This window comes from Agromyces italicus DSM 16388 (genome assembly GCF_000421545.1).
Lineage (GTDB): Bacteria > Actinomycetota > Actinomycetes > Actinomycetales > Microbacteriaceae > Agromyces > Agromyces italicus.
In genome coordinates this window covers 203,508-227,667 of the sequence record NZ_ATXF01000009.1, presented here as the reverse complement: position 1 = coordinate 227,667, position 24,160 = coordinate 203,508, and the positions used below count along the sequence as shown (strand labels likewise).

General features: G+C 68.7%; 20 protein-coding genes. 16 read left to right on the top strand and 4 right to left on the bottom strand.

The genetic code is table 11. From position 1 onward, the window contains the following. Positions 1-2 precede the first annotated feature (2 nt). A complete protein-coding gene (locus tag H516_RS0114760) occupies positions 3-1,427 on the top strand; it encodes a mechanosensitive ion channel domain-containing protein (protein ID WP_022890483.1) in 1,425 nt (474 codons plus the stop codon). Between the two features lie 101 nt (positions 1,428-1,528). Here the strand turns inward: H516_RS0114760 and H516_RS20410 are convergent, their stop codons facing one another. Further along, positions 1,529-2,263 (bottom strand): DUF305 domain-containing protein, encoded by a 735-nt coding sequence (locus tag H516_RS20410; protein ID WP_022890482.1) that lies wholly within the window; start codon positions 2,261-2,263, stop codon positions 1,529-1,531. Further along, positions 2,260-2,955 (bottom strand): thioredoxin-like domain-containing protein, encoded by a 696-nt coding sequence (locus H516_RS0114750; protein WP_022890481.1) that lies wholly within the window; start codon positions 2,953-2,955, stop codon positions 2,260-2,262. The genes H516_RS20410 and H516_RS0114750 overlap by 4 nt, the downstream gene beginning before the upstream one ends. A 311-nt stretch (positions 2,956-3,266) precedes the next feature. On the opposite strand from H516_RS0114750, the gene H516_RS0114745 reads away from it, so the two are divergent. From H516_RS0114745 to H516_RS0114695, 11 genes are all read left to right on the top strand, one after another. After that, positions 3,267-4,640, top strand: coding sequence for a cystathionine beta-synthase (locus tag H516_RS0114745; RefSeq protein WP_022890480.1), 1,374 nt, complete (start codon positions 3,267-3,269; stop codon positions 4,638-4,640). 125 nt (positions 4,641-4,765) lie between these two features. Continuing rightward, positions 4,766-5,941 (top strand): cystathionine gamma-synthase, encoded by a 1,176-nt coding sequence (locus H516_RS0114740; RefSeq protein ID WP_022890479.1) that lies wholly within the window; start codon positions 4,766-4,768, stop codon positions 5,939-5,941. Positions 5,942-6,159: 218 nt separating this feature from the next. Next, entirely contained in the window at positions 6,160-6,945 is a 786-nt protein-coding gene (locus H516_RS0114735; RefSeq protein WP_022890478.1) for a slipin family protein, read from the top strand. Between the two features lie 78 nt (positions 6,946-7,023). After that, positions 7,024-8,400: an APC family permease gene (locus H516_RS20405; RefSeq protein WP_245561841.1), complete on the top strand. Its 1,377-nt coding sequence runs from the start codon at positions 7,024-7,026 to the stop codon at positions 8,398-8,400. After that, positions 8,397-9,359 (top strand): cyclase family protein, encoded by a 963-nt coding sequence (locus H516_RS20400; protein WP_022890476.1) that lies wholly within the window; start codon positions 8,397-8,399, stop codon positions 9,357-9,359. The genes H516_RS20405 and H516_RS20400 overlap by 4 nt, the downstream gene beginning before the upstream one ends. 27 nt (positions 9,360-9,386) lie before the next feature. Next, complete coding sequence (locus H516_RS0114720) at positions 9,387-10,217, top strand: aldo/keto reductase (RefSeq protein WP_022890475.1); 831 nt, start codon at positions 9,387-9,389, stop codon at positions 10,215-10,217. 63 nt (positions 10,218-10,280) lie between these two features. Continuing rightward, complete coding sequence (locus H516_RS0114715; protein ID WP_022890474.1) at positions 10,281-11,738, top strand: MFS transporter; 1,458 nt, start codon at positions 10,281-10,283, stop codon at positions 11,736-11,738. A 272-nt stretch (positions 11,739-12,010) separates the two neighbouring features. Next, positions 12,011-13,051: a LacI family DNA-binding transcriptional regulator gene (locus H516_RS0114710; protein WP_022890473.1), complete on the top strand. Its 1,041-nt coding sequence runs from the start codon at positions 12,011-12,013 to the stop codon at positions 13,049-13,051. Between the two features lie 160 nt (positions 13,052-13,211). Further along, a complete protein-coding gene (gene mmsA / locus H516_RS0114705) occupies positions 13,212-14,756 on the top strand; it encodes a multiple monosaccharide ABC transporter ATP-binding protein (protein ID WP_026378837.1) in 1,545 nt (514 codons plus the stop codon). Then, positions 14,753-16,108, top strand: a complete 1,356-nt coding sequence (gene mmsB / locus H516_RS0114700; protein WP_022890471.1) for a multiple monosaccharide ABC transporter permease — start codon at positions 14,753-14,755, stop codon at positions 16,106-16,108. The genes mmsA and mmsB overlap by 4 nt, the downstream gene beginning before the upstream one ends. 96 nt (positions 16,109-16,204) lie before the next feature. Continuing rightward, complete coding sequence (locus H516_RS0114695) at positions 16,205-17,320, top strand: substrate-binding domain-containing protein (protein WP_022890470.1); 1,116 nt, start codon at positions 16,205-16,207, stop codon at positions 17,318-17,320. Positions 17,321-17,399: 79 nt separating this feature from the next. Here the strand turns inward: H516_RS0114695 and H516_RS20395 are convergent, their stop codons facing one another. Beyond that, the gene (locus tag H516_RS20395) at positions 17,400-17,804 is read right to left on the bottom strand and encodes a VOC family protein (protein WP_022890469.1); all 405 of its coding nucleotides are present in this window, start codon (positions 17,802-17,804) and stop codon (positions 17,400-17,402) included. A gap of 106 nt (positions 17,805-17,910) precedes the next feature. Next, a complete protein-coding gene (locus H516_RS0114685) occupies positions 17,911-20,166 on the bottom strand; it encodes a transglutaminase domain-containing protein (RefSeq protein ID WP_022890468.1) in 2,256 nt (751 codons plus the stop codon). A gap of 82 nt (positions 20,167-20,248) precedes the next feature. Between H516_RS0114685 and H516_RS0114680 the strand changes: the two genes are divergently transcribed. The 4 genes from H516_RS0114680 to nrdE all read left to right on the top strand — a co-directional run bounded on the left by H516_RS0114680 (position 20,249) and on the right by nrdE (position 24,111). Beyond that, positions 20,249-20,833 carry an HhH-GPD-type base excision DNA repair protein gene (locus H516_RS0114680; RefSeq protein ID WP_022890467.1) on the top strand — a complete coding sequence of 195 codons (585 nt, stop codon included), beginning with the start codon at positions 20,249-20,251 and terminating at the stop codon, positions 20,831-20,833. 419 nt (positions 20,834-21,252) lie between these two features. Further along, on the top strand, positions 21,253-21,486 hold the full coding sequence (nrdH, locus tag H516_RS0114675; protein ID WP_026378836.1) for a glutaredoxin-like protein NrdH: 234 nt from the start codon (positions 21,253-21,255) through the stop codon (positions 21,484-21,486). A 73-nt stretch (positions 21,487-21,559) separates the two neighbouring features. Then, positions 21,560-21,979: a class Ib ribonucleoside-diphosphate reductase assembly flavoprotein NrdI gene (nrdI, locus tag H516_RS0114670; RefSeq protein WP_022890465.1), complete on the top strand. Its 420-nt coding sequence runs from the start codon at positions 21,560-21,562 to the stop codon at positions 21,977-21,979. A 5-nt stretch (positions 21,980-21,984) separates the two neighbouring features. After that, positions 21,985-24,111 (top strand): class 1b ribonucleoside-diphosphate reductase subunit alpha, encoded by a 2,127-nt coding sequence (gene nrdE / locus H516_RS0114665; RefSeq protein WP_022890464.1) that lies wholly within the window; start codon positions 21,985-21,987, stop codon positions 24,109-24,111. Positions 24,112-24,160: the final 49 nt, after the last annotated feature.

Sequence of the window (24,160 nt, the reverse complement as noted above, 5' to 3'; positions counted from 1 at the left end):
CCGTGGAGGAGCTGTTCGGCACGGGGTGGATCGGATGGGCGATCGCGATCGCCGTCGGCGTGCCCGTGATCCTCGTCGTCCTCACCGAACTGCTCGGCTGGCTCACGAGGCGCGGCAGCGCGGCCGCGAAGCCGGTGCGACTCCTGCGCAACTGGGTCATCCCGGTCGCGGCACTGCTCGGCCTACTCGTGTTCGCGAACCGGTCACCGGCCGAGTTCGTCTGGGCGCGGGTCGTCGCGACCGTGCTGGGCTTCCTCGTCATCCTGCTCGTGCTCAGCGCCCTCAACGTCGCCCTGTTCGCGAACGCGAAGCCGGGTAGCTGGCGCGAGCGGATTCCGTCGATCTTCGTCGACCTGGGCAGGCTCGTGCTCATCGTCGTCGGCCTCGCCATCCTCTTCTCGTGGGTCTGGGATGCCGACGTCGGCGGGCTCATCGCGGCGCTCGGCGTCACCTCGATCGTGATCGGCCTCGCGCTCCAGAACGCCGTCGGCGGCATCATCTCGGGCCTGCTGCTCTTGTTCGAGCAGCCGTTCAAGCTCGGCGACTGGCTCGACACGGGGAGCGTGCGCGGCCGGGTGGTCGAGGTGAACTGGCGCGCGGTGCACATCGACACGGGCCAGGGCGTGCAGGTCGTGCCGAACTCGGCGCTCGCGGGCGCGTCGTTCACCAACCTCAGCCTGCCGACCGAACTCCACCGCGCCGGCGCGACCGTGACCTTCTCGACCGACGACCCGCCGAACGAGGTGATCGAACTGCTCGTCGACGTCGCGAACGGCCTGCCTATGCGGATGCCGCAGGTCGCGCCGACCGCGCGCTACCTCGGGGCCGCGAAGTACGAGGTCGAGGTGCCGGTGGCGGGCCCGGCGGCTGCGGACTCCGCCGTCTCACTGCTGCTCGCCTGGCTCTGGTACGCCGCGCGGCGCCGCGGCCTCTCGCTCGACGGCGACGCGACCGATCCGGTCGCCGAACCCGACCGGCTCGCGGCGGCGCTCGAGCAGGTCGCCCCGATGTTCCGGCTCGGCGACGACGACCGGGCGCGCTTCGCGCCGTCGTGCCGCCTCGAGCGGTACGGCACCGGGGAGGTGGTGCAGCAACCCGATCGCGTGCCCGACATGCTGCGCGTCGTGGTCGACGGCGGTCTTCGGCTCTCGGTCGTGACCGATCGCGGCGCGATCGACTCGGGCACGGCGGGCGTCGGCGACTTCGTCGGTCAGACGGTGCTGACCCGCGAACCGTCGTTCGTCCGTGCCGTCGCCGGCGAGGTGACGACGATGCTGGTCATGCCGCTCGAGGTGATCGACGAGATCGTGCACGCGAACCCGGCCGTCGCCCGCGACATCGGGCAGGCGATCGAGAACCGGCGCCGCGCGGCGGCCGACGCGCTCGCCGCGGCAGGGATCGTGAAGGCCGCACTCGGGCGACCGTAGCGCACCGCAGGATGATCGGCGAGGTGCCTCAACCGGCCGGCCAGAGAAGCACTCACCACGATTTCGAGTGGCTTCGCCACTCGATCACCGAGCGGATCCCGCTACCGGGCCACCGCGTCGGCGACGCGCTCGGAGAGCATGCGCTCCATGAGTTCGATCTCGCTCGTCTGGCTGTCGACGATCGACTGCGCGAGCGCGACGACGACTCCGGTCGAGGAGCGGTCGAGCACGGCCTCGGCCATGTCGACGGCACCCTGATGGTGGGCGATCATGAGCTCGAGGAAGCGCACCTCGGCATCGACTCCGGAGAGCGTACGGAGTTCGGCCACCTGCTCGGGCGTTGCGAGCCCGGGCATCGGGGCGCCGGGCTCGTGGTCGGTGCCCTCGGCACCCTCGCCGCCCTCGGCACCCGACCCGTCGCCCCCGTGCGAGGTATGGCCGGTGCCGTCGGCGGCGGGCCGCGTCATCCAGGTCATCGACGGTTCGCGGCCCGCCTGCGGAAGCCCCCAGCTCGCGAGCCAGCCGTACATCTGCCCGGCCTGCTGGGCCTGCGTCGTCGCGATGTCGTAGGCGAGCAGCCGTACCTCCTCGTCGGCGGTGGCGTCGCGCACGATCATCGCGAGCTCGACGCCCTGCTGGTGGTGCACCTGCATGTCTCGCGAGAAGCCCGCCTCGGCGCTCGTGGTGGTCGGCGTCGGCTCGGCGAGGGTCGAGAGGCGGCCGATCGAGAACGCGGCGATCGCCACGATGACGACGGCGAGGGATGCCACGACCGCGACGGCGACGCGACCGCCGCGGCCGCGCCGGGTCGTCGCATCCGGCGCGGTACCGGTCACGACACCTTGCCGGGGGCGTCGTACGCTCCGGTGCACGATGCGCCGGGCTCGGGCACCTTCTGGCTCTGCCAGTACTCCTCGAAGAAGGCGGCGATGCGCGGGTCGTCGGCGGCGTCGACCTGGAGTTGCGTGTTCCAGCCGCTCAGCACGATGGGGGAGGGCAGGCCCTGGAAGGGCGACAGCACGACGTAGCTCGAGGGCAGCTTCGACTTCAGCGTCGCGAGCTCGTCGTCAGAGACGGCGTCGGCGTCGTAGGTGACCCAGATCGCACCGTGCTCGAGCGAGTGCACCGCGTTCTCGTTCGGCACGGGCTCGTCGTAGACGCCGCAGTTCAGCCAGATCTGGTTGTGCTCGCCGCCCGCGGGGGGCGTCTGCGCGTAGTCGACGACGCCTTCGACGTGGCCTGCATCGTTCTCGAAGGTCTCGACGCCCTCGATCGCCGCGCCGTCGCCGCCGGCGCCGTAGCTCACCGGCTGCGGGGTGAGCACGATCGCGGTGACGAGCAGCGCGATGACGGCGACGCCGCCGGTGACGCTCGACCACAGCACGATCTTGCGATTGCGCTTGGCGCGCGCCTCCTTCTTGCGGAACTCCTCGAGCTTGCGCTGGCGCTCGGCGGCGCGCTGCTCCTTGACGCTCTGCTGCTTCGCCTGTTGCTTCGCCTTCGGGGGGATGGGCGGGGTCGCGCTCACGCGGGGCCTCTCTCGATTCGAGGACGTCGGCGGCGCGGGAGACACCGTCGACGTCGGGGACTGGGAACCATACGAACGCATGCGGCTGGGAGAATGCCGCACCGCAGGCCGACCTGCGGCACGCGGCATCCCCCTCGCACCATCGATATCGTGACAGGCTGCGCGCCGCCGGGCTAGAGTTGAGCACGTGATCCTCTCGCTGTGTTGTCGCTGACGCCGACGTCTCCGACCCCACGCACGCACTCTCGCCCGATCGTTCGCCGCCCGCCATTCCGCCGGCTGAGCAGCCGCGGCCGATACGCAAGGACACCATGAAGTACGCAGAATCGATCGTCGATCTCGTCGGCGACACCCCCCTCGTCAAGCTCCAACACGTCACGAAGGGCGTCACGGATGCCACGGTGCTGGTCAAGCTCGAATACCTGAACCCGGGCGGCTCCTCGAAGGACCGCATCGCGGGCCGCATCATCGACGCAGCCGAGCGCGACGGGCACCTGTTGCCGGGCGGCACGATCGTCGAGCCGACGAGCGGCAACACCGGGGTCGGTCTCGCGCTCGTCGCGCAGCAGCGCGGCTACCGCTGCGTGTTCGTGTGCCCCGACAAGGTCGGCGAAGACAAGCGCAATGTGCTCACCGCGTACGGCGCCGAGGTCGTGGTGACCCCGACGGCGGTCGCGCCCGACAGCCCCGACTCGTACTACGGGGTCTCCGACCGGCTCGCCCGCGAGATCCCCGGGGCGTTCAAGCCCGATCAGTACTCGAACCCGAACGGGCCGCGCTCGCACTACGAGACCACGGGTCCCGAGATCTGGCGCGACACCGAGGGCCGCGTGACGCATTTCGTGGCCGGCGTCGGCACGGGCGGCACGATCACCGGTACCGGGCGGTACCTGCGCGAGGTGTCCGAAGATCGGGTGCGCATCATCGGCGCCGACCCCGAGGGCTCGGTGTACTCGGGCGGCACGGGTCGTCCCTACTTCGTGGAGGGGGTGGGCGAGGACTTCTGGCCGACGGCGTACGACCCGAGCGTGCCGCACGAGATCATCGCGGTGAGCGACGCCGACTCGTTCGCGATGACCCGGCGGCTCGCCCGCGAGGAGGGCATCCTCGTGGGCGGTTCGAGCGGCATGGCCGTCGTGGCGGCGCTCGAGGCCGCAGCGGCGCCCGGAGTCACCGCCGACGACGTGCTCGTCGTGCTGCTGCCCGACGGCGGACGCGGGTACCTCGGCAAGATCTTCAACGACAAGTGGATGCGCGCCTACGGCTTCGGCAACGCGCCGGCCGGGCACACGATCGCCGAGCTGCTCCAGGCGAAGGCCGACCGCACCGCCCCGCTCGTCTACGTGCACCCGAGCGACACCGTGAAAGAGGCCATCGATCGCATGACCGAGACCGGCGTCTCGCAGCTCCTCGTGCTGTCGGCCGAGCCGCCCGTCGTGCTCGGCGAGGTGCTCGGCGCACTGCATGAAGAGGTGCTGCTCGACCAGGTGTTCTCGGGGGTGGTGAAGCTCACCGACGAGGTGAGCGCCGTCGTCGGCGAGTCGCTTCCCCTCATCGGGGTTCAGGAGCCCGTGGCATCCGCGCGTCAGGCCTTCGCCGCGGCGCCCGCGATGCTCGTCACGGACGGCGGCAAGGCGCTCGGCGTGATCACCCGCACCGACCTCCTCGACTACCTCTCGCACTGACCGAGCCAGCATGTTTCTCAGGAGCAAACCGGTGTTTCTCAGGAGCCGAGGTCGCGAGATCGGCCCTATTTCCCTGAAATCAACCTCCCAGACTTCATTCACTCAAGCGAAAGCGAGCCGCAGCCATGTCCGTTCCTGAGAAGCATGCGGGGTTCGACACTCGCGCGATCCACGCCGGCCAGGCGTTCGACCCGACGACCGGCGCGGTGATCCCGCCCATCTACCAGACCTCGACCTACGTGCAGGACGGCATCGGCGGGCTCCGCGGCGGCTACGAGTACTCGCGCGGCGGCAACCCGACGCGCACCGCGCTCGAGACCCAGCTCGCGGCCCTCGAGGGCGGCGCGCACGGCCTCTCGTTCGCCTCGGGCCTCGCAGCGGAGGACGCGCTGCTGCGCACGGTCGTCAAACCGGGCGACCACGTGCTCATCGGCAACGACGTGTACGGCGGCACACACCGACTCATCCGTCGCATCTTCGGCGACTGGGGCGTGCGCCACTCGACCGTCGACACGAGCGACGTCGACGCCGTGCGCGCCGCGATCGAGCCCGGCACCACGAAGGTGCTCTGGGTCGAGACCCCCTCGAACCCCCTCATGAAGGTGTCGGATGTCACGGCGCTCGCCGAGCTCGGACGCGAGGCGGGACTCATCGTGGTCGTCGACAACACCTTCGCTTCGCCCGCGTTGCAGCAGCCGCTCGCGCTCGGCGCCGACGTCGTCGTGCACTCGACGACGAAGTACCTGGGCGGGCACTCCGACGTGGTCGGCGGCGCGCTCGTGTTCGGTGCGGGCGAGCGGCTCGACGAGGTGCACGAGCGGGTGAAGTTCACCCAGTTCGCGGCGGGCGCGGTGTCGGGTCCGTTCGACGCATTCCTCACCTCGCGCGGCATCAAGACCCTCGGGGTGCGCATGCAGCGGCACAGCCAGAACGCGCTCGCGATCGCGCGACGCCTCGAGGAGCACGCCGGCGTCGAGCGGGTCTACTACCCGGGGCTCGAGTCGCACCCGGGGCATGAGCTCGCGGGCCGGCAGATGTCGGGCTTCGGCGGCATGCTCTCGATCGCGCTCGCGGGCGGCGGTGCGGCGGCGCGCCGTTTCGCGGAGTCGACCGAGCTGTTCCAGCTCGCCGAGTCGCTCGGCGGGGTCGAGTCGCTCGTCAACCACCCCTCGGAGATGACGCACGCCTCGGTCAAGGGCACCGAGGCCGAGGTGCCCGAGTCGGTGGTGCGCCTCTCGGTGGGCATCGAGGACGTCGACGACCTGCTCGCCGACATCGACCAGGCCCTCGCCCGCCTGTAGCGGCATCCCTCGCCGCCCGTGCGTCGCTGCGCGGCGGCATCCGCTCGCTTCGATCGGGAGGAGATCGGCGGATCGGGAGGAGCCGAGCCCGGAAACGCTCCTCCCAACGCGTCGTTCTCCTCCCATTCACCACCGACGCCGGCGGGTGAGGGCGACCCGGAGGGTGGGACAATGGGAGTGGCGTACGGCACGTCACCGGCGCCTCGGAGATGGTTCCCATGGTCTGGCTCTGGGTCACCCTGATCGTCGTCGGCATCCTCGCGATCATCCTGTTCTTCATGTCGGTCAAGATCGTGAAGCAGTACGAGCGGGGCGTGGTGCTGCGGTTCGGCAGGTTGCACAACGTGCGCGATCCGGGCATCCGCTTCATCATCCCGATCGTCGACGTGATGATCAAGGTGTCGATGCGCATCGTCACCCTGCCGATCGCGTCGCAGGGCATCATCACGCGCGACAACGTGACGGTCGGCGTGTCGGCCGTCGCCTACTACCGGGTCGTCGACCCCGTGAAGTCGGTCATCGCGATCGAGGATGTGAAGTCGGCCATCGACCAGATCGCGCAGACCACGCTGCGCCGGGTCGTCGGCCAGCACCATCTCGATGAGACCCTCGCCGAGACGGCGAAGCTCAACGCGAACATCCGCGAGATCCTGGATGTCACGACCGCCGAGTGGGGCGTCGAGGTCACGCTCGTCGAGCTGAAGGACATCCTGCTGCCCGACTCGATGAAACGGGCGATGGCCAAGCAGGCCGAGGCCGAACGCGAGAAGCGGGCGAAGATCATCGCCGCCGAGGGCGAGGCGCTCGCCGCCGCACAGCTCGGCGTCGCGAGCGACACGATGATGGCGCACCCGCTCGCCCTGCAGTTGCGCACCCTGCAGACGCTCGTCGAGGTCGGTGTCGACAAGAACACGCTCGTGCTCTTCCCGGCGCCGCTCATGGGCTCGATCGGCGATCTCACCGCCTTCATCGAGCGCGAGGCCGCGCTCGCCCGGGGGCACTGATCGGTGTTGGCAGAATATCGATGACCTATGTCATGACTGCCAGCGGTGAGTATCGGCGGGATGCTCCAGAATGAGCGGGTGACCTCGAAACCCACCACCGCCCGGCCGTCGGAGTCGGGTCAGCCGCACCGCGGCAGCCTCGGCCTCGGACAGGGCACGGCGCTCTACATCGCGAGCGTGCTCGGCACCGGCATCCTCGTGCTGCCGGGGCTCGCCGCCGAGGCCGCAGGTCCCGCCTCGATCGTCGCCGTGGCGGCCGTGCTCGTGCTCTCGATTCCGCTCGCCGGCACCTTCGCCGCGCTCGCCGCGCGCTACCCCGACGCCGGCGGCGTCGCGAGCTTCGTGCGGAGGGCGCTCGGCGACACCGCGGCCCGCATGGCGGGCTACTGGTTCTACTTCGGCGTGTGCATCGGCGCTCCGGTGCTCGCGGTGCTCGGCGGCGAGTACGTCGTCGCCGTGCTCGGCATCGACCGCTCGGCCGTGCCGCTCATCGGGTTCGCGGTGTTCGTGCCGCCCTACATCGCGAACTGGTTCGGGGTGCGGGTCGCCGGGTGGGTGCAGTTCGTGCTCTCGGGCCTGCTCGTCACCGTCGTCGTCGGCGTCGTGGCCGTGACCTTCCCCGCGGCCGACGCGTCGAACTTCCAGCCCTTCCTGCCGAACGGCTGGGCGGGCGTCGGCGTCGCCATCAGCCTCTTCGTCTGGGCCTTCGCCGGGTGGGAGGTCGGCACCCACATCGCGGGCGAGTTCACGAACCCGCGCCGTACGATTCCGATCGCGACGGCGATCGCGGTGGCCGTGGTCGGCGTCGGCTACCTCGCGCTCCAGTTCGTCACCGTCGCCGTGCTCGGCGACCGGGCCGGCGACGGGCAGGTGCCGCTGCTCGCCCTCGTCGAGACCACCGCGCCCGGCATCGGCCCGGTGCTCGTCGCCATCATCGCGGGTATCGTCACGGTCGGCGTGATGAACGCGTACCTGCCGGCGTTCGGCAAGCTCGGCGCAGCGCTCGGCCGCGACGGCGACCTGCCGCGCTTCCTCGCGAAGGGCGCCGCCGACGGCGAGGTGCCGCGCCGCGCACTCGCGGTGACGGGCGTGATCATCCTCATCTACTACGGACTGATGCTCGCGAACGACCTCGACCTGTCGGGCTTCATCCTGATCCATACGAGCAACATGGTCGCGATCTACGCCGCCGGCATGCTCGCCGCGACCCTGCTGCTGCGCCGCTGGTCGTTCGGCTGGTGGCTCGCGGTCGTCGCGACCGTCATGACCGCCGGGCTGCTGGTGCTCGCCTGGGCGAACCTCCTGGTGCCCGCGGCGCTCGCGCTCGCCGCGGTCGCGGTGACGGTCGTGCGCAGGTGGCGAGCGCGACGGACCGCCACCGGCACCGAAGAAGTCACAGCCCCGGACGCCACGACCACCACGCCCGACCGCATCACCGAGGAGCAGCACGCATGACCGAATACCGCGCCCGTTTCGACGCCGAGATCGACTTCGTCAACGGGGGAGGGCTGCGCGCGGAGGGGTTCCGCCTCGACCTGCCGTCGCCCGAGCTCGGTGAGGCCGCGATCGGCGAGCTGCTCGTGCGGCATCTCGGGCTCGCGCTCGTCGGGCGGGTCGGGCTCGCGAACCTCGAGATCATCGCCGAGCCGCATCGCGGCTCGCGGGGGGTCGCGGAGGCCGCCGAGTCCGCGAGCGGGGCGGCGCGCGAGGCATCCGCGGCGCTTCGCACCGAACGCCCCGCGCTCGTCGACCTCAGCCACCCGATCTCGGCGGGCCTCGTCACCTACCCGGGCCTGCCCGCGCCGACGATCACACCGCATCTGACCCGCGAGGCCTCGCGCGAGCGCTACGCGCCGGGCACCGAGTTCGCGATGGACGTCATCACGATGATCGGCAACACCGGCACGTACCTCGACAGCCCGTTCCACCGCTACGCCGGCGGCGGCGATCTCGCGAGCCTGTCGCTCGAGACGCTCGTCGGTCTCCCGGCCGAGGTGTTCAGGCTGACGGATGCCACGGGGCGGGGCATCCCCGCCGAGGTCTTCTTCGATCGCGAACTGGCCGGCACCGCCGTGCTGCTCCACACCGGGTGGAGCCGGCACTTCGGGCGGCCCGAGTACGCGACGGGGTCGCCGTTCCTCACCGAGGCGGGGGCGCGACACCTCGTCGCGGTCGGGGTCGTCGCCGTCGGCATCGACTCGCTCAACATCGACGACACCGAGTCGGGCGGCGAGCGGCCTGCGCACTCCATCCTGCTCGAGGCGGGGGTGCATGTGATCGAACACCTGACCGCGCTCGAACGGGTTCCGGTGCACGGCGCACGGTTCACGGCGGTGCCTCCGCGCGTCGAGGGCTTCGGCACCTTCCCGGTGCGCGCATTCGCCGAGCTTCCCTCGGGGCGCCCGGTGGCGTGAGGGCCGTGCGTGCGTGAGTATTGAGGGATGAGCGTTCCCGCCTATTCCCTTCGCGACGGCAACACGATTCCCGCGATCGGGCTCGGCACCTACGGGTTGAACGATCAGCTCGGCATCGAGGCGATCACCTCGGGCATCGCCGACGGCTACCGCCTCATCGACACCGCCTACAACTACGGCAATGAGGAGGCGGTGGGCGAAGCCATCGAGCGCACCGACGTCGACCGCAGCGACCTCGTCATCACGACGAAGCTGCCCGGACGCCACCACGGCTTCGACGAGACGCTCGCGAGCTTCGAGGAGTCGCGGGGGCGCCTCGGCCTCGAGTGGGTCGACCTCTACCTCATCCACTGGCCGCTGCCGCGCATCGACAAGTACGTCGAGAGCTGGCGTGCGATGATCTCGCTGCGTGAGAAGGGGCTCGTGCGGGCGCTCGGCGTCTCGAACTTCACGCCGGCGATGCTCGAGCGGCTCATCGACGAGACGGGCGTCGCGCCGGTCGTCAATCAGGTCGAACTCCACCCCTACTTCCCACAGGACGAGCTGCGTGCGTTCCATGACGAGCACGACATCCGCACCGAGAGTTGGAGCCCGCTCGCGCGACGCACCGAACTGCTGCGCGAGCCGGTCGTCGCCGAACTCGCGGCGAAGCACGGGGTGAGCCCGGCGCAGCTGGTGCTGCGCTGGCACGTCGAACTCGGGGCCGTGCCGATCCCGAAGTCGTCCGACCCCGAGCGTCGTCGCGAGAACCTCGACGTATTCGGGTTCTCGCTCAGCGCCGAGGAGGTCGCGGCGATCTCGGCACTCTCGCGGGGGCGCATCTGGGGGGCCGACCCCGACACCCATGAGGAGTTCTGAGCGGCGCGAGCCCGCGGCATCCGGCTGGACTTCACGGGCACTCGAAGTCGTAGGCTCGATCGTGTGAGTGAACCGACCGCCGAGCCCGTCGAGGCCGCACCGCCCGCCGAGTCAGTGCATCCGAACGAAGTCGAGGAGGCAGGCGACGCCGCGGCTTCAGGCCGCGCCGCCGATTCGAAGGGCCCGCTCTCGAAGCCGTACCGATGGCTGTCGATCGGCATGTTCTCGCTCATCTTCCTCGCGGCGTTCGAGGCGATGGCGGTCACGACCGTCATGCCGATCGTCGCGAGCGACCTCGACGGGGTCGCGCTCTTCGCGCTCGCGTTCGCCGTGCCGCTCGCCGCGGGCATCGTCGGCATGGTGATCGCCGGCAACTGGACCGACCGTTCGGGGCCGCTGCCCTCGCTGATCACGGCCGCGGTGCTCTTCGTGGTCGGCCTCCTCATCGCCGGCACGGCCACCGACATGACGGCGCTCATCGTCGGCCGCTTCGTGCACGGACTCTCGGGTGCCGCGGTGATCGTGCCGCTCTACGTCATCGTCGCCCGCGTCTACCCCGAGGCGCTGCGCGCTCGCGTGTTCGCGGGGTTCGCTGCGGCATGGGTGATCCCGTCGATCATCGGGCCGGCCGTCGCGGGCGTCATCGCCGAGGTCTTCAGCTGGCACTGGGTGTTCCTCGGCGTCATCGCCCTCGTCGCCCCCGCGGCGGCGATGGTCGTGCCGCCGATCCTGCGGGTCCGCGAGAAGATCCAGGGCGACTCCGCGGTCGCGTGGAGCGTCGGCCGCATGGGGTGGGCGGTGCTCACCGCCGCCGCCGCACTCGGGCTGTCGCTCTCGAAGGAGTTCGTCGACCCGTGGCGCTGGGTGGTCGCCGCCGCGGCGATCGCCCTCATCGTCATCTCGGCACGCCCGCTGCTGCCGCGCGGCACGCTGCGCGCCGCACGCGGACTGCCGGCCACCGTGCTGCTGCGGCTCATCGTCGCGGGAGCGTTCTTCGGCAGCGAGATCTACCTGCCGTATCTCTTCATGGAGCGCTACGGGTTCCCGGCGAGCCTCGCGGGCGCCGTGCTCACCGGCGCCGGGGTGAGCTGGGCGGTCGCGTCGTGGCTGCAGGGGCGCCTCGGCGATCGCGTCTCGAACGCACGAGCCGTGATGATCGGCTCGGTGCTGCTCACGATCTCGCTCGTCGGCGTGTTCGCGGTGGCGGCGTTCGCGCTGCACCCGGCGATCGCCTTCGTGGCGTGGACCGTGGCGGGCGGCGCGATGGGGTTCATGTACCCTCGCCATTCGGTCGCGGTGCTCGGTCTCTCGCCGGTCTCGGCGCAGGGCTTCAACAGCGCCGCCCTCTCGATCGGCGAATCGCTCGGCGCATCGACGGCGCTCGCCGTCACCGCGCTCGTCTCGAGCGCCGTCGTCGCCTCGGCGTTCACGGCCGACTTCGCCGTGACGGTCGTCATCGCGCTCGTGGCGGTGGTGCTCGCCCCGCGGGTGCGGCCGCTGCCCGCGGCATCCGCGGACTGAGCGGCCGGCCGGCCGCCCGCCCGGCCGCCGCCCGCCCGGCCGGGCAGCCCGTCCGCCCCTCTCTGAAGCAGGTTCCTGCGACCGAACCCCGTTCGAACGGGGTTCGGTCGCAGAAATCGCCTTCTGAGCGGCGGCTCAGCAGGACCCGCGGGTCGAATCGAATCGACTCCGCGATGTGACTGTCACATGGCGACGTTGTGCGATCGCGCCGGGCGTGCATAATGGAATCACCTTCGATGTGAACGTGCACATCGACGTCGATCGGTCTGGCAGTGAATCCTGATTCTCCCAAGGGGCGGGCGCCCAGCATCCGTGATGTCGCGCGCCTCGCGGAGGTCTCTCACCAGACCGTCTCCCGGGTGCTGAACGACCATCCGAGCATCAGACCCGAGACCCGTGACCGTGTGATCGCCGCGATGGAGACGCTGCAGTACCGGCCCAACCGCGCCGCACGCGCGCTCGTCACGAGTCGCTCGCACACGATCGGTGTGCTCGCCGCGACGAGCACCGAGTACGGCCCCGCGACCAGCATCGCCGCGATCGAGGACGCGGCGCGCGAGCACGGCTACTACGTGAACACCGCGAACATCGCCGACTCCTCGCCCGAGGGCATCGCCGATGCGCTCGAGCACCTCATGCTGCAGGCGATCGAGGGTCTCGTGGTCATCGCCCCGCAGGTGCGCGTGTTCGAGGTGCTCGCCTCCTCGCCGGTCGGGGTGCCGTTCGTGAGCCTGCAGTCGACCGGTCGCAGCGACCACCTCGCGCTCTCGGTCGACCAGGTCACCGGCGCGCGACGCGCGACGCAGCACCTGATCAACCTCGGCCACCGCGAGATCGTGCACCTCGCCGGCCCGCAGGACTGGATCGAGGCCGAGGCGCGCATGCGCGGCTTCCTCGACGCGATCGGCGACGCCGAGCTCGACCTGCACCCGCCGATCCTCGGCGACTGGAGCGCCGACTTCGGCTACTTCGCCGGCCGCGAGCTGCTGCGCCACCGCGACTTCACGGCGGTGTTCGCGGCCAACGACCAGATGGCGATCGGGCTCATGCACGCCTTCCGCGACGGCGGGCTCGACGTCCCGGGCGACATCAGCGTCGTCGGCTTCGACGACATCCCCGTCGCGCAGCATGTCTGGCCGCCGCTCACCACCGTGTACCAGGACCACCGCGAGAGCGGAAGGCGTGCGGTCGCGCTGCTCCTGAACCAGCTCCAGGGCGAGCGGCTGCTCGAGGTCGAGCAGATCGTGCCCCGCCTCGTCGTGCGCGGTTCGACGGCCGAAGCGCCGGTGAGCAAGCCCGTCACCCGTGCCTGACGTCGCGCCGTATTGCGACCCGCGCTTGACAGCGGCGCACGGCGGATGCACCATTGGTCTCGATGTGAACGGTCACACGCGTCACATCGAGTCCCGAACCACTGACACCGAGGTCGCGAATGTACCCGTCGATGATGACCGCAGCACCGAGAGGCCGCCGATGAGCGCGCCGCCGATCCTCGAGATGCGATCCATCACCAAGGAGTTCCCGGGCGTGAAAGCCCTCTCCGAGGTCTCGCTCACGGTGATGCCGGCCGAGGTCCACGCGATCTGCGGCGAGAACGGCGCCGGCAAGTCGACGCTCATGAAGGTGCTCTCGGGCGTCTACCCGCACGGCACCTACACGGGCGAGATCATCTTCCGCGGCGAAGAGGTGCAGTTCCGCGACATCCGGGCCAGTGAGCAGGCGGGCATCGCGATCATCCACCAGGAGCTCGCGCTCATCCCCGAGCTCTCGATCACCGAGAACATCTTCCTCGGCAACGAGATCGCCCGCGGCGGCCGCATCGACTGGGCCGCGGCGAAGCTCCGTGCCATCGACCTGCTCGCCAGGGTCGGTCTCGCCGAGGACCCCGACACGCAGATCAAGCACCTCGGCGTCGGCAAGCAGCAGCTCGTCGAGATCGCGAAGGCGCTCGCGAAGGACGTGAAGCTGCTCATCCTCGACGAGCCGACCGCCGCGCTCAACGAAGACGACTCGGAGCACCTGCTCGACCTGATCCGCGGCCTCAAGGGCAAGGGGATCACCTCGATCATCATCTCCCACAAGCTCAACGAGATCGAGGAGATCGCCGACGAGATCACGATCATCCGTGACGGCCACACGATCGAGACGCTCGACGTGAAAGCCGGCGGGGTCGACGAGGACCGCATCATCCGCGGCATGGTCGGCCGCTCGCTCGAGAGCCGCTTCCCCGATCGCACCCCGCACATCGGCGAGGTGTTCTTCGAGGTGAGGGACTGGACGATCCAGCACCCGCAGGTGCCGGAGCGACTCGTCGCCAAGGGATCGAGCTTCGCCGTGCGTCGCGGCGAGATCGTCGGGCTCGCGGGGCTCATGGGGGCCGGGCGCACCGAACTCGCGATGAGCGTCTTCGGCCGCTCGTACGGCAACTACGTCTCGGGCACGATCGTGAAGGACGGCAGGGAGATCGTCTTGAAGGACGTCGAGTCCGCGATCAACCACGGCCTCGCCTACGTCAGCGAGGACCGCAAGCAGCTCGGTCTCAACCTCCTGGACACCATCAAGCGCTCGATCGTCGCGGCCAAGCTCTCGAAGATCGCGAAGCGCGGGGTCATCGACGACTCGCGGGAGTTCGGCATCGCCGAGGACTACCGCAAGCAGTTGCGCATCAAGACGCCGAGCGTCGAGGCGGGCGTGTCGAAGCTGTCGGGCGGCAACCAGCAGAAGGTCGTGCTGGCGAAGTGGATGTTCACCGACCCCGACCTGCTCATCCTCGACGAGCCGACTCGCGGCATCGACGTCGGCGCGAAGTACGAGATCTACACGATCATCCAGTCGCTCGCGGCGCAGGGCAAGGGCGTCATCCTCATCTCGAGCGAGCTGCCCGAACTGCTCGGCATCGCCGACCGCATCTACACGGTCTTCGAGGGCCAGATCACCGACGACATCCCCGCATCAGAGGCGAACCCCGAGGCGCTCATGCGCAGCATGACCTCGGCGAAGAAGAAGGCGAACGCATGAGCACGGCGAGCACCCCCGCGAGCACCCCACCGAAGAAGGGCGGCCTCGCCGACATCCGCAAGGTCTTCGGCGGTGGGCAGTCGAGCCTCCGCCAGTTCGGCATCCTCGGCAGCCTGATCGTCATCATCGTGATCTTCCAGATCTGGACGGACGGGCTCACGCTCTCGCCGACGAACCTGATCAACGTCGTCAACCAGTACTCGTACATCCTGATCCTCGCGATCGGCATGGTGATGGTCATCATCATGGGCCACATCGACCTCTCGGTCGGGTCGGTGGCGGCGTTCACCGGCATCATCGTGGCGAAGTCGATGGCCGAGTGGAACCTGCCCTGGCCGCTCGCGATCGTGCTCGGCCTCGCGGTCGGCGCGGCGATCGGCGCCTGGCAGGGCTTCTGGGTGGCGTTCGTCGGGGTGCCGGCGTTCATCGTGACGCTCGCGGGCATGCTCATCTTCCGCGGCGGCAACCAGCTCATCGGCCAGTCGACCACGACCCCCGTCCCGCAGGAGTTCGGCGTCATCGGCGCCGGCTACCTGCCCGAACTCGCGCTGCCGCTGGCGTTCAACGTGCTCACGATGCTGCTCGGCGTGCTCGGCGCGGGCTGGATCGTCTGGAACGAGTTCCGCCTGCGCCGCGCCCAGAAGAAGCTCGGCTCCGAGATGGCGCCGGTCTGGGTGAGCGTCGTCAAAGTGGTCGTCCTCGCCGGCGTGCTCCTCTGGGCCGCATGGCTGTTCGCGACCGGCCGCCCCGGCACGAGCTTCCCCATCTCGGGCATCATCCTCGTCGTGCTCGTGATCGTCTACTCGTTCGTCACGAACAACACGATCTTCGGCCGCCACATCTATGCGGTCGGCGGCAACCGTCTCGCGGCGACGCTGTCGGGCGTGAAGGACCGCCGGGTCGACTTCTTCGTGATGATGAACATGTCGGTGCTGGCCGCACTCGCGGGCATGATCTTCGTCGCCCGCTCCACCGCCTCCGGTCCGCAGGACGGCAACGGCTGGGAGCTCGACGCGATCGCGGCCGTGTTCATCGGCGGCGCCGCGGTCTCGGGCGGCATCGGCACCGTGATCGGTTCGATCGTCGGTGGTCTCGTGATGGCGTTCCTGAACAACGGCCTCCAGCTCATCGGCGCCGGAGCCGACGTGGTGCAGATCATCAAGGGCCTCGTGCTCCTCCTCGCCGTCGCGGTCGACGTGTGGTCGAAGCGCCAGGGCGGGCCGTCGATCTTCGGCATCTGGTCGAACCGACGCAAGGCGAAGCTCGAGTCCGAGGCCCCCGTCGAGGCCCCCGCCGTCGCTCCGACCGTCGCGTCCAACGAGTCCTCCCAGCCGAGCGACCTGCCGCGCTGAGTGCGAACGGATGCCACGGCGGCGACGCCGTGGCATCCACCCCGACCCTTCCCCTCCAAGAGAAGTCAGCAATCCCAACGAGAAAGTGAATGATCAATGAAGAAGCTCACTCTGACGGCCGCAGCAGTCGCAGCGGTCGCGGCGCTCGCGCTCGCGGGCTGCTCGGCCGACCGCGGCGGCCAGGCCGGTGACGAGTCCGGCTCGGCCGGGTTCGCGGCCGACGCCACGATCGGCATCGCCCTTCCCGACAAGACCAGTGAGAACTGGGTGCTCGCGGGCGGGCTCTTCGAGGACGGCCTGCGCGAGGCCGGCTTCACGGGCGACGTGCAGTACGCGCCGGCCTCGAACACCGTCGCCGAGCAGCAGAACCAGATCTCGGCCATGGTCACCAACGGTGCGAAGGTCATCGTCATCGGTGCGAAGGACGGCAAGCAGCTCGGCACGCAGCTCCAGCAGGCCGCCGACGCCGGCGTCAAGATCATCGCGTACGACCGCCTGATCGAGAACACCGAGAACGTCGACTACTACGTCGCGTTCGACAACTTCGAGGTCGGCAAGCTCCAGGGCCAGGCGCTGCTCGACGGCCTCGCCGAGCGCTCGGGCCACGAGGCTCCGTGGAACATCGAGCTGTTCTCGGGCTCGCCCGACGACGCGAACTCGGCCGTGTTCTTCAACGGCGCCATGGAGGTGCTGCAGCCGAAGATCGACGACGGCACCCTCGTGGTCGTCTCGGGCCAGACCGACATCGCGCAGACCGCGACGCAGGGCTGGGAGGCCGAGAACGCGCAGAGCCGCATGGACTCGCTGCTCGCCGCGAACTATGCCGACAAGGACGTCGACGGCGTGCTCTCGCCGAACGACAACCTCGCCCGCGCGATCATCACCTCGGCCAAGCAGGCCGGCAAGGACATCGCGAAGGTGACCGTCACCGGTCAGGACTCCGAGGTCGAGTCGGTGAAGTCGATCATGGCCGGTGAGCAGTACTCGACCATCAACAAGGACACGAGCCTCCTCGTGGAGCAGACGATCAAGATGATCCAGCAGCTCCAGCAGGGTGAAGAGGCCGAGGTGAACGACACCGAGCAGTACGACAACGGCGTGAAGGTCGTTCCGGCGTTCCTGCTCGCCCCGGTGATCGTGACGAAGGCGAACGCGGCAGAGGCGTACGCCAACAACCCGAACCTCCTCGACATCGTGAACGCGGCGGGTTAGTCGCGCTCTTCGCATCGCACGGCACGACGGCCTCCGTTCTTCAGAACGGGGGCCGTCGTCGTCTCGGCGGCAGGCGGGTTCAGTCGCCCGACGTCTGCTGCTGCTGCTGCTGCGACCAGTCGGGCAGTTGTTGCAGCGTCCACCGGTTGCCGTCGGGATCGGCGAAGGTGACGAACCGGCCCCAGGCTTGTTCGTCGACACCCTCCGCATCGACGCCCGCCGCGCGCAGCTGTGCGAGCGCCGCGTCGGCATCGGCGATGACGGCCTGGATCACGTCGAGCCCACCCGGCTCGATCGTGCCCCCGAGGCCCTCGCCGAAGGCGATCGAGCATGCCGAGCCCGGCGGGGTGATCTGCACGAAGCGCATCGTGTCGCTCACGCGGGTGTCGTGGTCGGCGTTGAAGCCGCACTGCTCGACGTAGAAGGCTTTTGCGCGGTCGACGTCGGTCACGGGCACGTGGATGAGTTCGATCTTGACGTCCATCTCGAGTGACATGGTGCGCTGCTCCGTCTCGTCGGTGAATCCGGGTCGGGGTCATTCCACCACCGACCGCCGACATCCGCGACCCCGGTCACGATTCCGGTGCCCGCTATCGGGCCGCGTAGTCCGCGAGGGCGCCGTCGAGCATCCAAAGGCCATCCTCGACCCGCTCCGCGGCGTCGGTGAACCCGGCATCGGAGATGAGCAGGTATCGATTCGGGTCGGGCGAGTCGTTCCACGTCGGATCGACCGCGCGCCAGGCGCCGTCGATTCTGACCTTGTTCCAGGCGTGCGGGCCTCCCGACAGCACATCGCCCCGCACGACGACCGTCTCGAGACCGGCGGCCTCGGCGAGCAGCTTGAACGCGCCCGCGTAGCTCGCACAGACGCCGGCGCCTCGGAGCAGCACACCCTCGGGCGACCAGGCGTACTCTCGGCCGTCGGGTACCTGCTTGTCGGGGGAGGCCATCAGCAGGTCGAACGAGTCGTGGTCGTACTCGGCGTTGCCGATGAGCCAGTCGTTGAGCGCGATCGCCTTGTCGGCGTCGCTCGTGCTCGGGTCCACCACCGAGGACACGACCTCGTCGACCTTGGTCGCGATCGCCGCCTGCGTCGCGGTGTTCTCGCTCCGGGCGCCGTGGTAGGTCACGCTGATCCGCGTGCCGTCAGGTGACAGGACGAGGTTCTCGATGCGCGGCGCGTAGGGGTTCTGCTCGATGGCCTCGTGGATCGCGTCGTACGGGTCGGGCGCGCCGAGCGCCGAGGTGTACTCGCTGAGGTCGATCATCCGGGTCTGGCCGACGAAGTGCTGGCCGAGGTAGCGCACCATCGGCGAACTGCCGAAGATCGGGTACTCCGTCGGCGGAGCGGTCGTCATCGCCTCCTCGGCGGTGTCGAGCGCCTCTCGCGCGATGATGAGCGACTGATCACCCGTCGGAGGTGCAGCGGCGCGGGCGGCCGCATTGAACTCGGCGATCAGCGGGGCGGGGTCGGGTACCGCTTCCTTGTCGACCCAGAGGAAGTCGCCGAGGCGCGTGCCCTGACCGGTGAGGGCGAGCCGCCAACAGCCGCCCAGTTCTCCGAGGTAACCCTCGTCGATCTCGGCGACGGCCGCTCGGGTGCGCCCATCGAGCGAGGTGTAGAAGAACGAGGGCGAGATCTCGTCGAGCCCGGTGGCGCACTTGTCGGAGTCGTAGCGCTGGGTCACCTGTGCCGTGCTGTGCGCGATCTCGTAGGGAAGCGCGCCGGCGATCTCGACCAGGTCATGGTCGAGCATCGGAGAGAACTTCTCGCCATCGCGTGCGATCACGCCGATGGTGTAGGCATCCGAAGTGTCGGTGAACGAAGCACCGCTGACCTCGCCATCCTCGCTGTCGCCCCTGAACTGGCGCAGCGCCTCATTCTGACTGAGCACCCACGGGCGATCATCGCCGGCCGTGAGGGCGAGGTCATCACTCGACCACTCCGTCTGGCTGGTGGTGGCCAGTACCTGGCTGACGTCGCCGCCGAGGAAGTCGGCGGACCGTCTGGTCGCGACGACGAGATACTCGTCGGCACCGTCGATCTCACTCCAGTTCAGGGCGATCTCGCCGCCCGGGAGCGTTGCGTCGATCGTGACACTCGGCGCGGCGAGCTGCTGCTTGACGGTGAACTTCGTCACGATCGGTTTCGCGAGCGGCTCACCGCGCGCATCGAGGCGTTGCACGAGATAGTAGCTCGGGGAGAGTCCCCATCGGGAGAGCTCCTCCGTCTTCACCCGCACCTCGTCGCCGCCTGCGCCGGTCTCGACGTCGATGATCCGGTGCGCGGTCGAAAGCTCGGCCGAGTAGATGCTGATCGGCTCACCGGGTTTGTGCTGGAAGGCATAGTAGGAGGCGCGTCGGGTGAGCGCGGCGTCGGTGTACACGGCGACGGCGAACGACGAGTCGAACACGCCGTTGTCGAGCACCTCGGTGTGTTCGCCGGCGACCGCCTCGAGATCGTATTCGGCCGGGATCTCGAACTCGTGATCGCGATCGAGTTCGAGGAGCGGCTGGGCGTAGGCGTAGCGAGGATCGGCGCCCTCGGGCGTTGCGGTCGCCGCGCCCATCATCGCGGGTATGCCGAACGCGAGAGCAGTGCCGCCGCCGAGCAGCAGTGCGGCCCCTGCCGCGACCCACGCGATGATCGGGCCGCGGCGTCGTCGACCGGTGAGCGGTTCGACGATCGGAGCGGCCGCCGGTGCAGGTGCCGACGGGGCGAGCGGCCGCCCGCCCGGCAGCGGGGCGACATGATCGGTCCATTCCCGCCCATTCCAGAAACGGAGCTGCGGCGCCCCGCTCGGGTCGGGATGCCATGCCGCGGGCGGAAGGGTGGGATCGGTCACCGGGGCTCCTCGGGAGGGAAGGACGCAAACAGACCTCAGCCTCTCACGCGACGCACGTCGATTCGCGACGTCCGGTGCGAGGATGGAACGCATGGCACTGCACATCACGGGGGACAAGGCGGCCGACGAGCTGCTCTCGAACGACGCGTTCGCGCTGCTGACCGGCATGCTGCTCGATCAGCAGGTCGCGATGGAGACGGCCTTCGCCGGGCCCGAGAAGATCCGCGAGCGGCTCGGCACGATCGACCCCGCCGAGCTCGCCGCGGCCGATCCCGAGCGCGTGGTCGATGCGTTCAAAGAGACTCCCGCCGTGCATCGATACCCGGGGTCGATGGCCGGGCGGGTGCAGGCGCTCGCCGCCGCCGTGCGCGACGACTGGGGAGGCGATGCGACGGCGATCTGGACCGCGGGGGGACCGTCAGGTGCCGAAGTGCTGAAGCGACTGAAGGCGCTGCCCGGCTTCGGCGAGCAGAAGGCGAAGATCTTCCTCGCGCTGCTCGGCAAGCAATGCGGGCTCGACGCGTCGGGTTGGCGCGAAGCAGCGGGGGCGTACGGCGACGAGGGCTCGTTCTCCTCGGTCGCCGACATCGTGAGCCCCGAGTCGCTTGCGAAGGTGCGCGCCACGAAGCAGGCGGCCAAGGCGGCGGCGAAGGCCGCGAAGGCCTGATCGTTCGACGCGGTGGGTTCGCCCGGTCGCGCACAACCCGCCGTGCGCCGCCCCGCCGATGTCGGTGGGTGATGGAATGGTGGGATGGTGGGATGGTGGGAGCACAACACCACATGTAGGGGTTGCGGCATCCGAGTGCCCCCAAGTGTCGTGCGACGCGACACGCCGGGGGCGTTCATCCACAGCCGTGCGATCTCGTTTTCGTTCGTCTGTGGATAACCGCCCGGCGCCCGCGTAAACAGGCCGATCATCGCGACATCCGTTGTTCACAACCGGTGGAGAACTCGGTGGATAACTACACGACTGTAACTACATCATGTTGTGGCGGTTCAGTTCCGAGGGCACTAGATGTAGTATTGAAGTGTCAATCAGCAATACGGGGGATGGGCCTTGAAAAGCCCGGGAACGAGGGGAAAACCATGACGGTCACGGTCTACACGAAGCCTTCCTGCGTCCAGTGCAACGCGACGTATCGCGCTCTCGACAGCAAGGGCATCGAGTACGAGGTGCTCGACCTCTCGGCCGACGAGAACGCGCTCGCCCAGGTCAAGGAGCTCGGCTACCTGCAGGCCCCCGTCGTGATCACCGACGAAGACCACTGGTCGGGCTTCCGCCCCGACAAGATCGACGAACTCGCCTCGCGACTCGCCTAGTCGGGCACGGGGTCTCGATACGGCGCTGGGGCGCCTACTCGACCACCGAGTCCCACCGGCGAGGGGAGGCATCATGACGAAACTGGTCTACTTCTCGAGCGTCTCGGGCAACACCAAGCGCTTCATCGAGAAGCTGGGTCGCCCGGCTGCGCGCATTCCGCTGCACGCCCGGGAGCCGGCTCTCCAGGCCGACGAGCCGTTCGTGCTCGTGGTGCCGACCTACGGCGGCGGCGACGGCAAAGGCGCCGTGCCGAAGCAGGTCATCAGATTTCTCAACGACGAGCGCAATCGCGCACTCATCCGAGGCGTGATCAGCGCAGGCAACACCAACTTCGGGTCGGCCTTCGGTCTGGCCGGCGACATCATCGCCGCGAAGACCGGGGTACCGCACCTCTACCGCTTCGAAGTATTCGGAACCCCAGACGACGTTCGCGCCGTCGACGATGGATTGGACGCATTTTGGCGAAGTCAGCAGCAGCAACGGACGGCGTAGCCCTCATGGAGGCCCCGCGCACGGCGATGGACTATCACTCGCTCAACGCGATGCTGAACCTGTACGGCGAGAACGGCGAGATCCAGTTCGAGAAAGACCGTGAGGCGGCGCGCGAGTACTTCCTCCAGCATGTCAACCAGAACACGGTCTTCTTCCACTCGCTCAAGGAGCGTCTCGACTACCTCGTCGAGAAGGAGTACTACGAGCCCGAGGTCATCGCGCAGTACGACTTCGCGTTCATCCAGAAGCTCAACGACCTGGCGTACTCGAAGAAGTTCCGCTTCGAGACGTTCCTCGGCGCGTTCAAGTACTACACGAGCTACACGCTGAAGACCTTCGACGGCAAGCGCTACCTCGAGCGCTTCGAAGACCGCGTCGTGATGACCGCGCTCGGCCTCGCGCAGGGCGACGAGCAGCTCGCGATCGACCTGGTCGAAGAGATCATCGGCGGCCGCTTCCAGCCGGCGACCCCGACCTTCCTCAACACGGGCAAGGCGCAGCGCGGCGAGCTCGTCTCGTGCTTCCTCCTCCGCATCGAAGACAACATGGAGTCGATCGCCCGCGGCATCAACTCGGCGCTGCAGCTCTCGAAGCGCGGCGGCGGCGTGGCGCTCCTGCTCTCGAACGTGCGCGAGTCTGGTGCCCCGATCAAGCAGATCGAGAACCAGTCGTCGGGCATCATCCCCGTGATGAAGCTGCTCGAAGACAGCTTCAGCTACGCGAACCAGCTGGGTGCCCGCCAGGGCGCCGGCGCGGTGTACCTCTCGGCGCACCACCCCGACATCATGCGGTTCCTCGACACGAAGCGCGAGAACGCCGACGAGAAGATCCGCATCAAGACGCTGTCGCTCGGCGTCGTCGTGCCCGACATCACCTTCGAGCTCGCGAAGAACAACGAGGACATGTACCTGTTCTCGCCGTACGACGTCGAGAAGGTCTACGGCAAGCCCTTCGGCGACGTGCCGATCACCGAGCACTACCGCGAGATGGTCGACAACCCGCGCATCAAGAAGACGAAGATCAACGCGCGCGAGTTCTTCCAGACGATCGCCGAGATCCAGTTCGAGTCGGGCTACCCCTACATCGTGTTCGAGGACACGGTGAACAAGGCGAACCCGATCAAGGGCCGCATCAACATGTCGAACCTCTGCTCCGAGATCCTGCAGGTGAACACGCCGACCACGTACAACGAAGACCTCTCGTACGACCAGATCGGCAAGGACATCAGCTGCAACCTCGGTTCGCTGAACATCGCCCTCACGATGGACTCGCCCGACTTCGGCAAGACCGTCGAGACCGCCATCCGCGGCCTCACCTCGGTGTCGAACCAGAGCCACATCTCCTCGGTCCGATCCATCGAAGACGGCAACGACAAGTCGCACGCCATCGGCCTCGGCCAGATGAACCTGCACGGCTACCTCGCCCGCGAGCGCATCTTCTACGGGTCCGAAGAGGGCATCGACTTCACGAACATATACTTCTACACGGTGCTGTTCCACGCGCTGCGCGCGTCGAACAAGATCTCGATCGAGCGCGGCGAGACCTTCGACGGCTTCGCCGACTCGAAGTACGCGTCGGGCGAGTTCTTCGACAAGTACACGGATGCCGCGTGGGTGCCCGAGACCGCGAAGGTCACGCAGCTCTTCGCCGACGCCGGCGTGCACATCCCGACGCAGCAGGACTGGCAGGAGCTCAAGGCCTCCATCCAGGAGCACGGCATCTACAACCAGAACCTGCAGGCGGTGCCGCCGACCGGCTCGATCTCGTACATCAACAACTCGACGGCGTCGATCCACCCGATCGCGTCGAAGATCGAGATCCGCAAGGAGGGCAAGCTCGGGCGCGTGTACTACCCGGCGGCCTTCATGACGAACGACAACCTGGAGTACTACCAGGACGCGTACGAGATCGGCTACGAGAAGGTCATCGACACCTACGCCGCGGCGACGCAGCACGTCGACCAGGGCCTCTCGCTCACCCTGTTCTTCAAGGACACGGCGACGACCCGCGACATCAACCGCGCACAGATCTACGCGTGGAAGAAGGGGATCAAGACGATCTACTACATCCGTCTGCGCCAGATGGCCCTCGAAGGCACCGAGCTCGAGATGTGCGTCAGCTGCGCGCTGTAGCGCCGCTCAGCCTCCGGTGGTCGAGTAGCGAAGCGTATCGAGACCCACT

Bases quoted from the DNA above. Each gene is read 5' to 3' on its own strand.
- H516_RS0114745 (WP_022890480.1), top strand. From the start codon at position 3,267: ATGAAGTACGCAGAATCGATCGTCGATCTCGTCGGCGACACCCCCCTC.
- H516_RS0114740 (WP_022890479.1), top strand. From the start codon at position 4,766: ATGTCCGTTCCTGAGAAGCATGCGGGGTTCGACACTCGCGCGATCCAC.
- H516_RS0114735 (WP_022890478.1), top strand. From the start codon at position 6,160: ATGGTCTGGCTCTGGGTCACCCTGATCGTCGTCGGCATCCTCGCGATC.
- H516_RS20400 (WP_022890476.1), top strand. From the start codon at position 8,397: ATGACCGAATACCGCGCCCGTTTCGACGCCGAGATCGACTTCGTCAAC.
- H516_RS0114720 (WP_022890475.1), top strand. From the start codon at position 9,387: ATGAGCGTTCCCGCCTATTCCCTTCGCGACGGCAACACGATTCCCGCG.
- mmsA (WP_026378837.1), top strand. From the start codon at position 13,212: ATGAGCGCGCCGCCGATCCTCGAGATGCGATCCATCACCAAGGAGTTC.
- mmsB (WP_022890471.1), top strand. From the start codon at position 14,753: ATGAGCACGGCGAGCACCCCCGCGAGCACCCCACCGAAGAAGGGCGGC.
- H516_RS0114695 (WP_022890470.1), top strand. From the start codon at position 16,205: ATGAAGAAGCTCACTCTGACGGCCGCAGCAGTCGCAGCGGTCGCGGCG.
- H516_RS20395 (WP_022890469.1), bottom strand. From the start codon at position 17,804: ATGGACGTCAAGATCGAACTCATCCACGTGCCCGTGACCGACGTCGAC.
- H516_RS0114680 (WP_022890467.1), top strand. From the start codon at position 20,249: ATGGAACGCATGGCACTGCACATCACGGGGGACAAGGCGGCCGACGAG.
- nrdH (WP_026378836.1), top strand. From the start codon at position 21,253: ATGACGGTCACGGTCTACACGAAGCCTTCCTGCGTCCAGTGCAACGCG.
- nrdI (WP_022890465.1), top strand. From the start codon at position 21,560: ATGACGAAACTGGTCTACTTCTCGAGCGTCTCGGGCAACACCAAGCGC.
- nrdE (WP_022890464.1), top strand. From the start codon at position 21,985: ATGGAGGCCCCGCGCACGGCGATGGACTATCACTCGCTCAACGCGATG.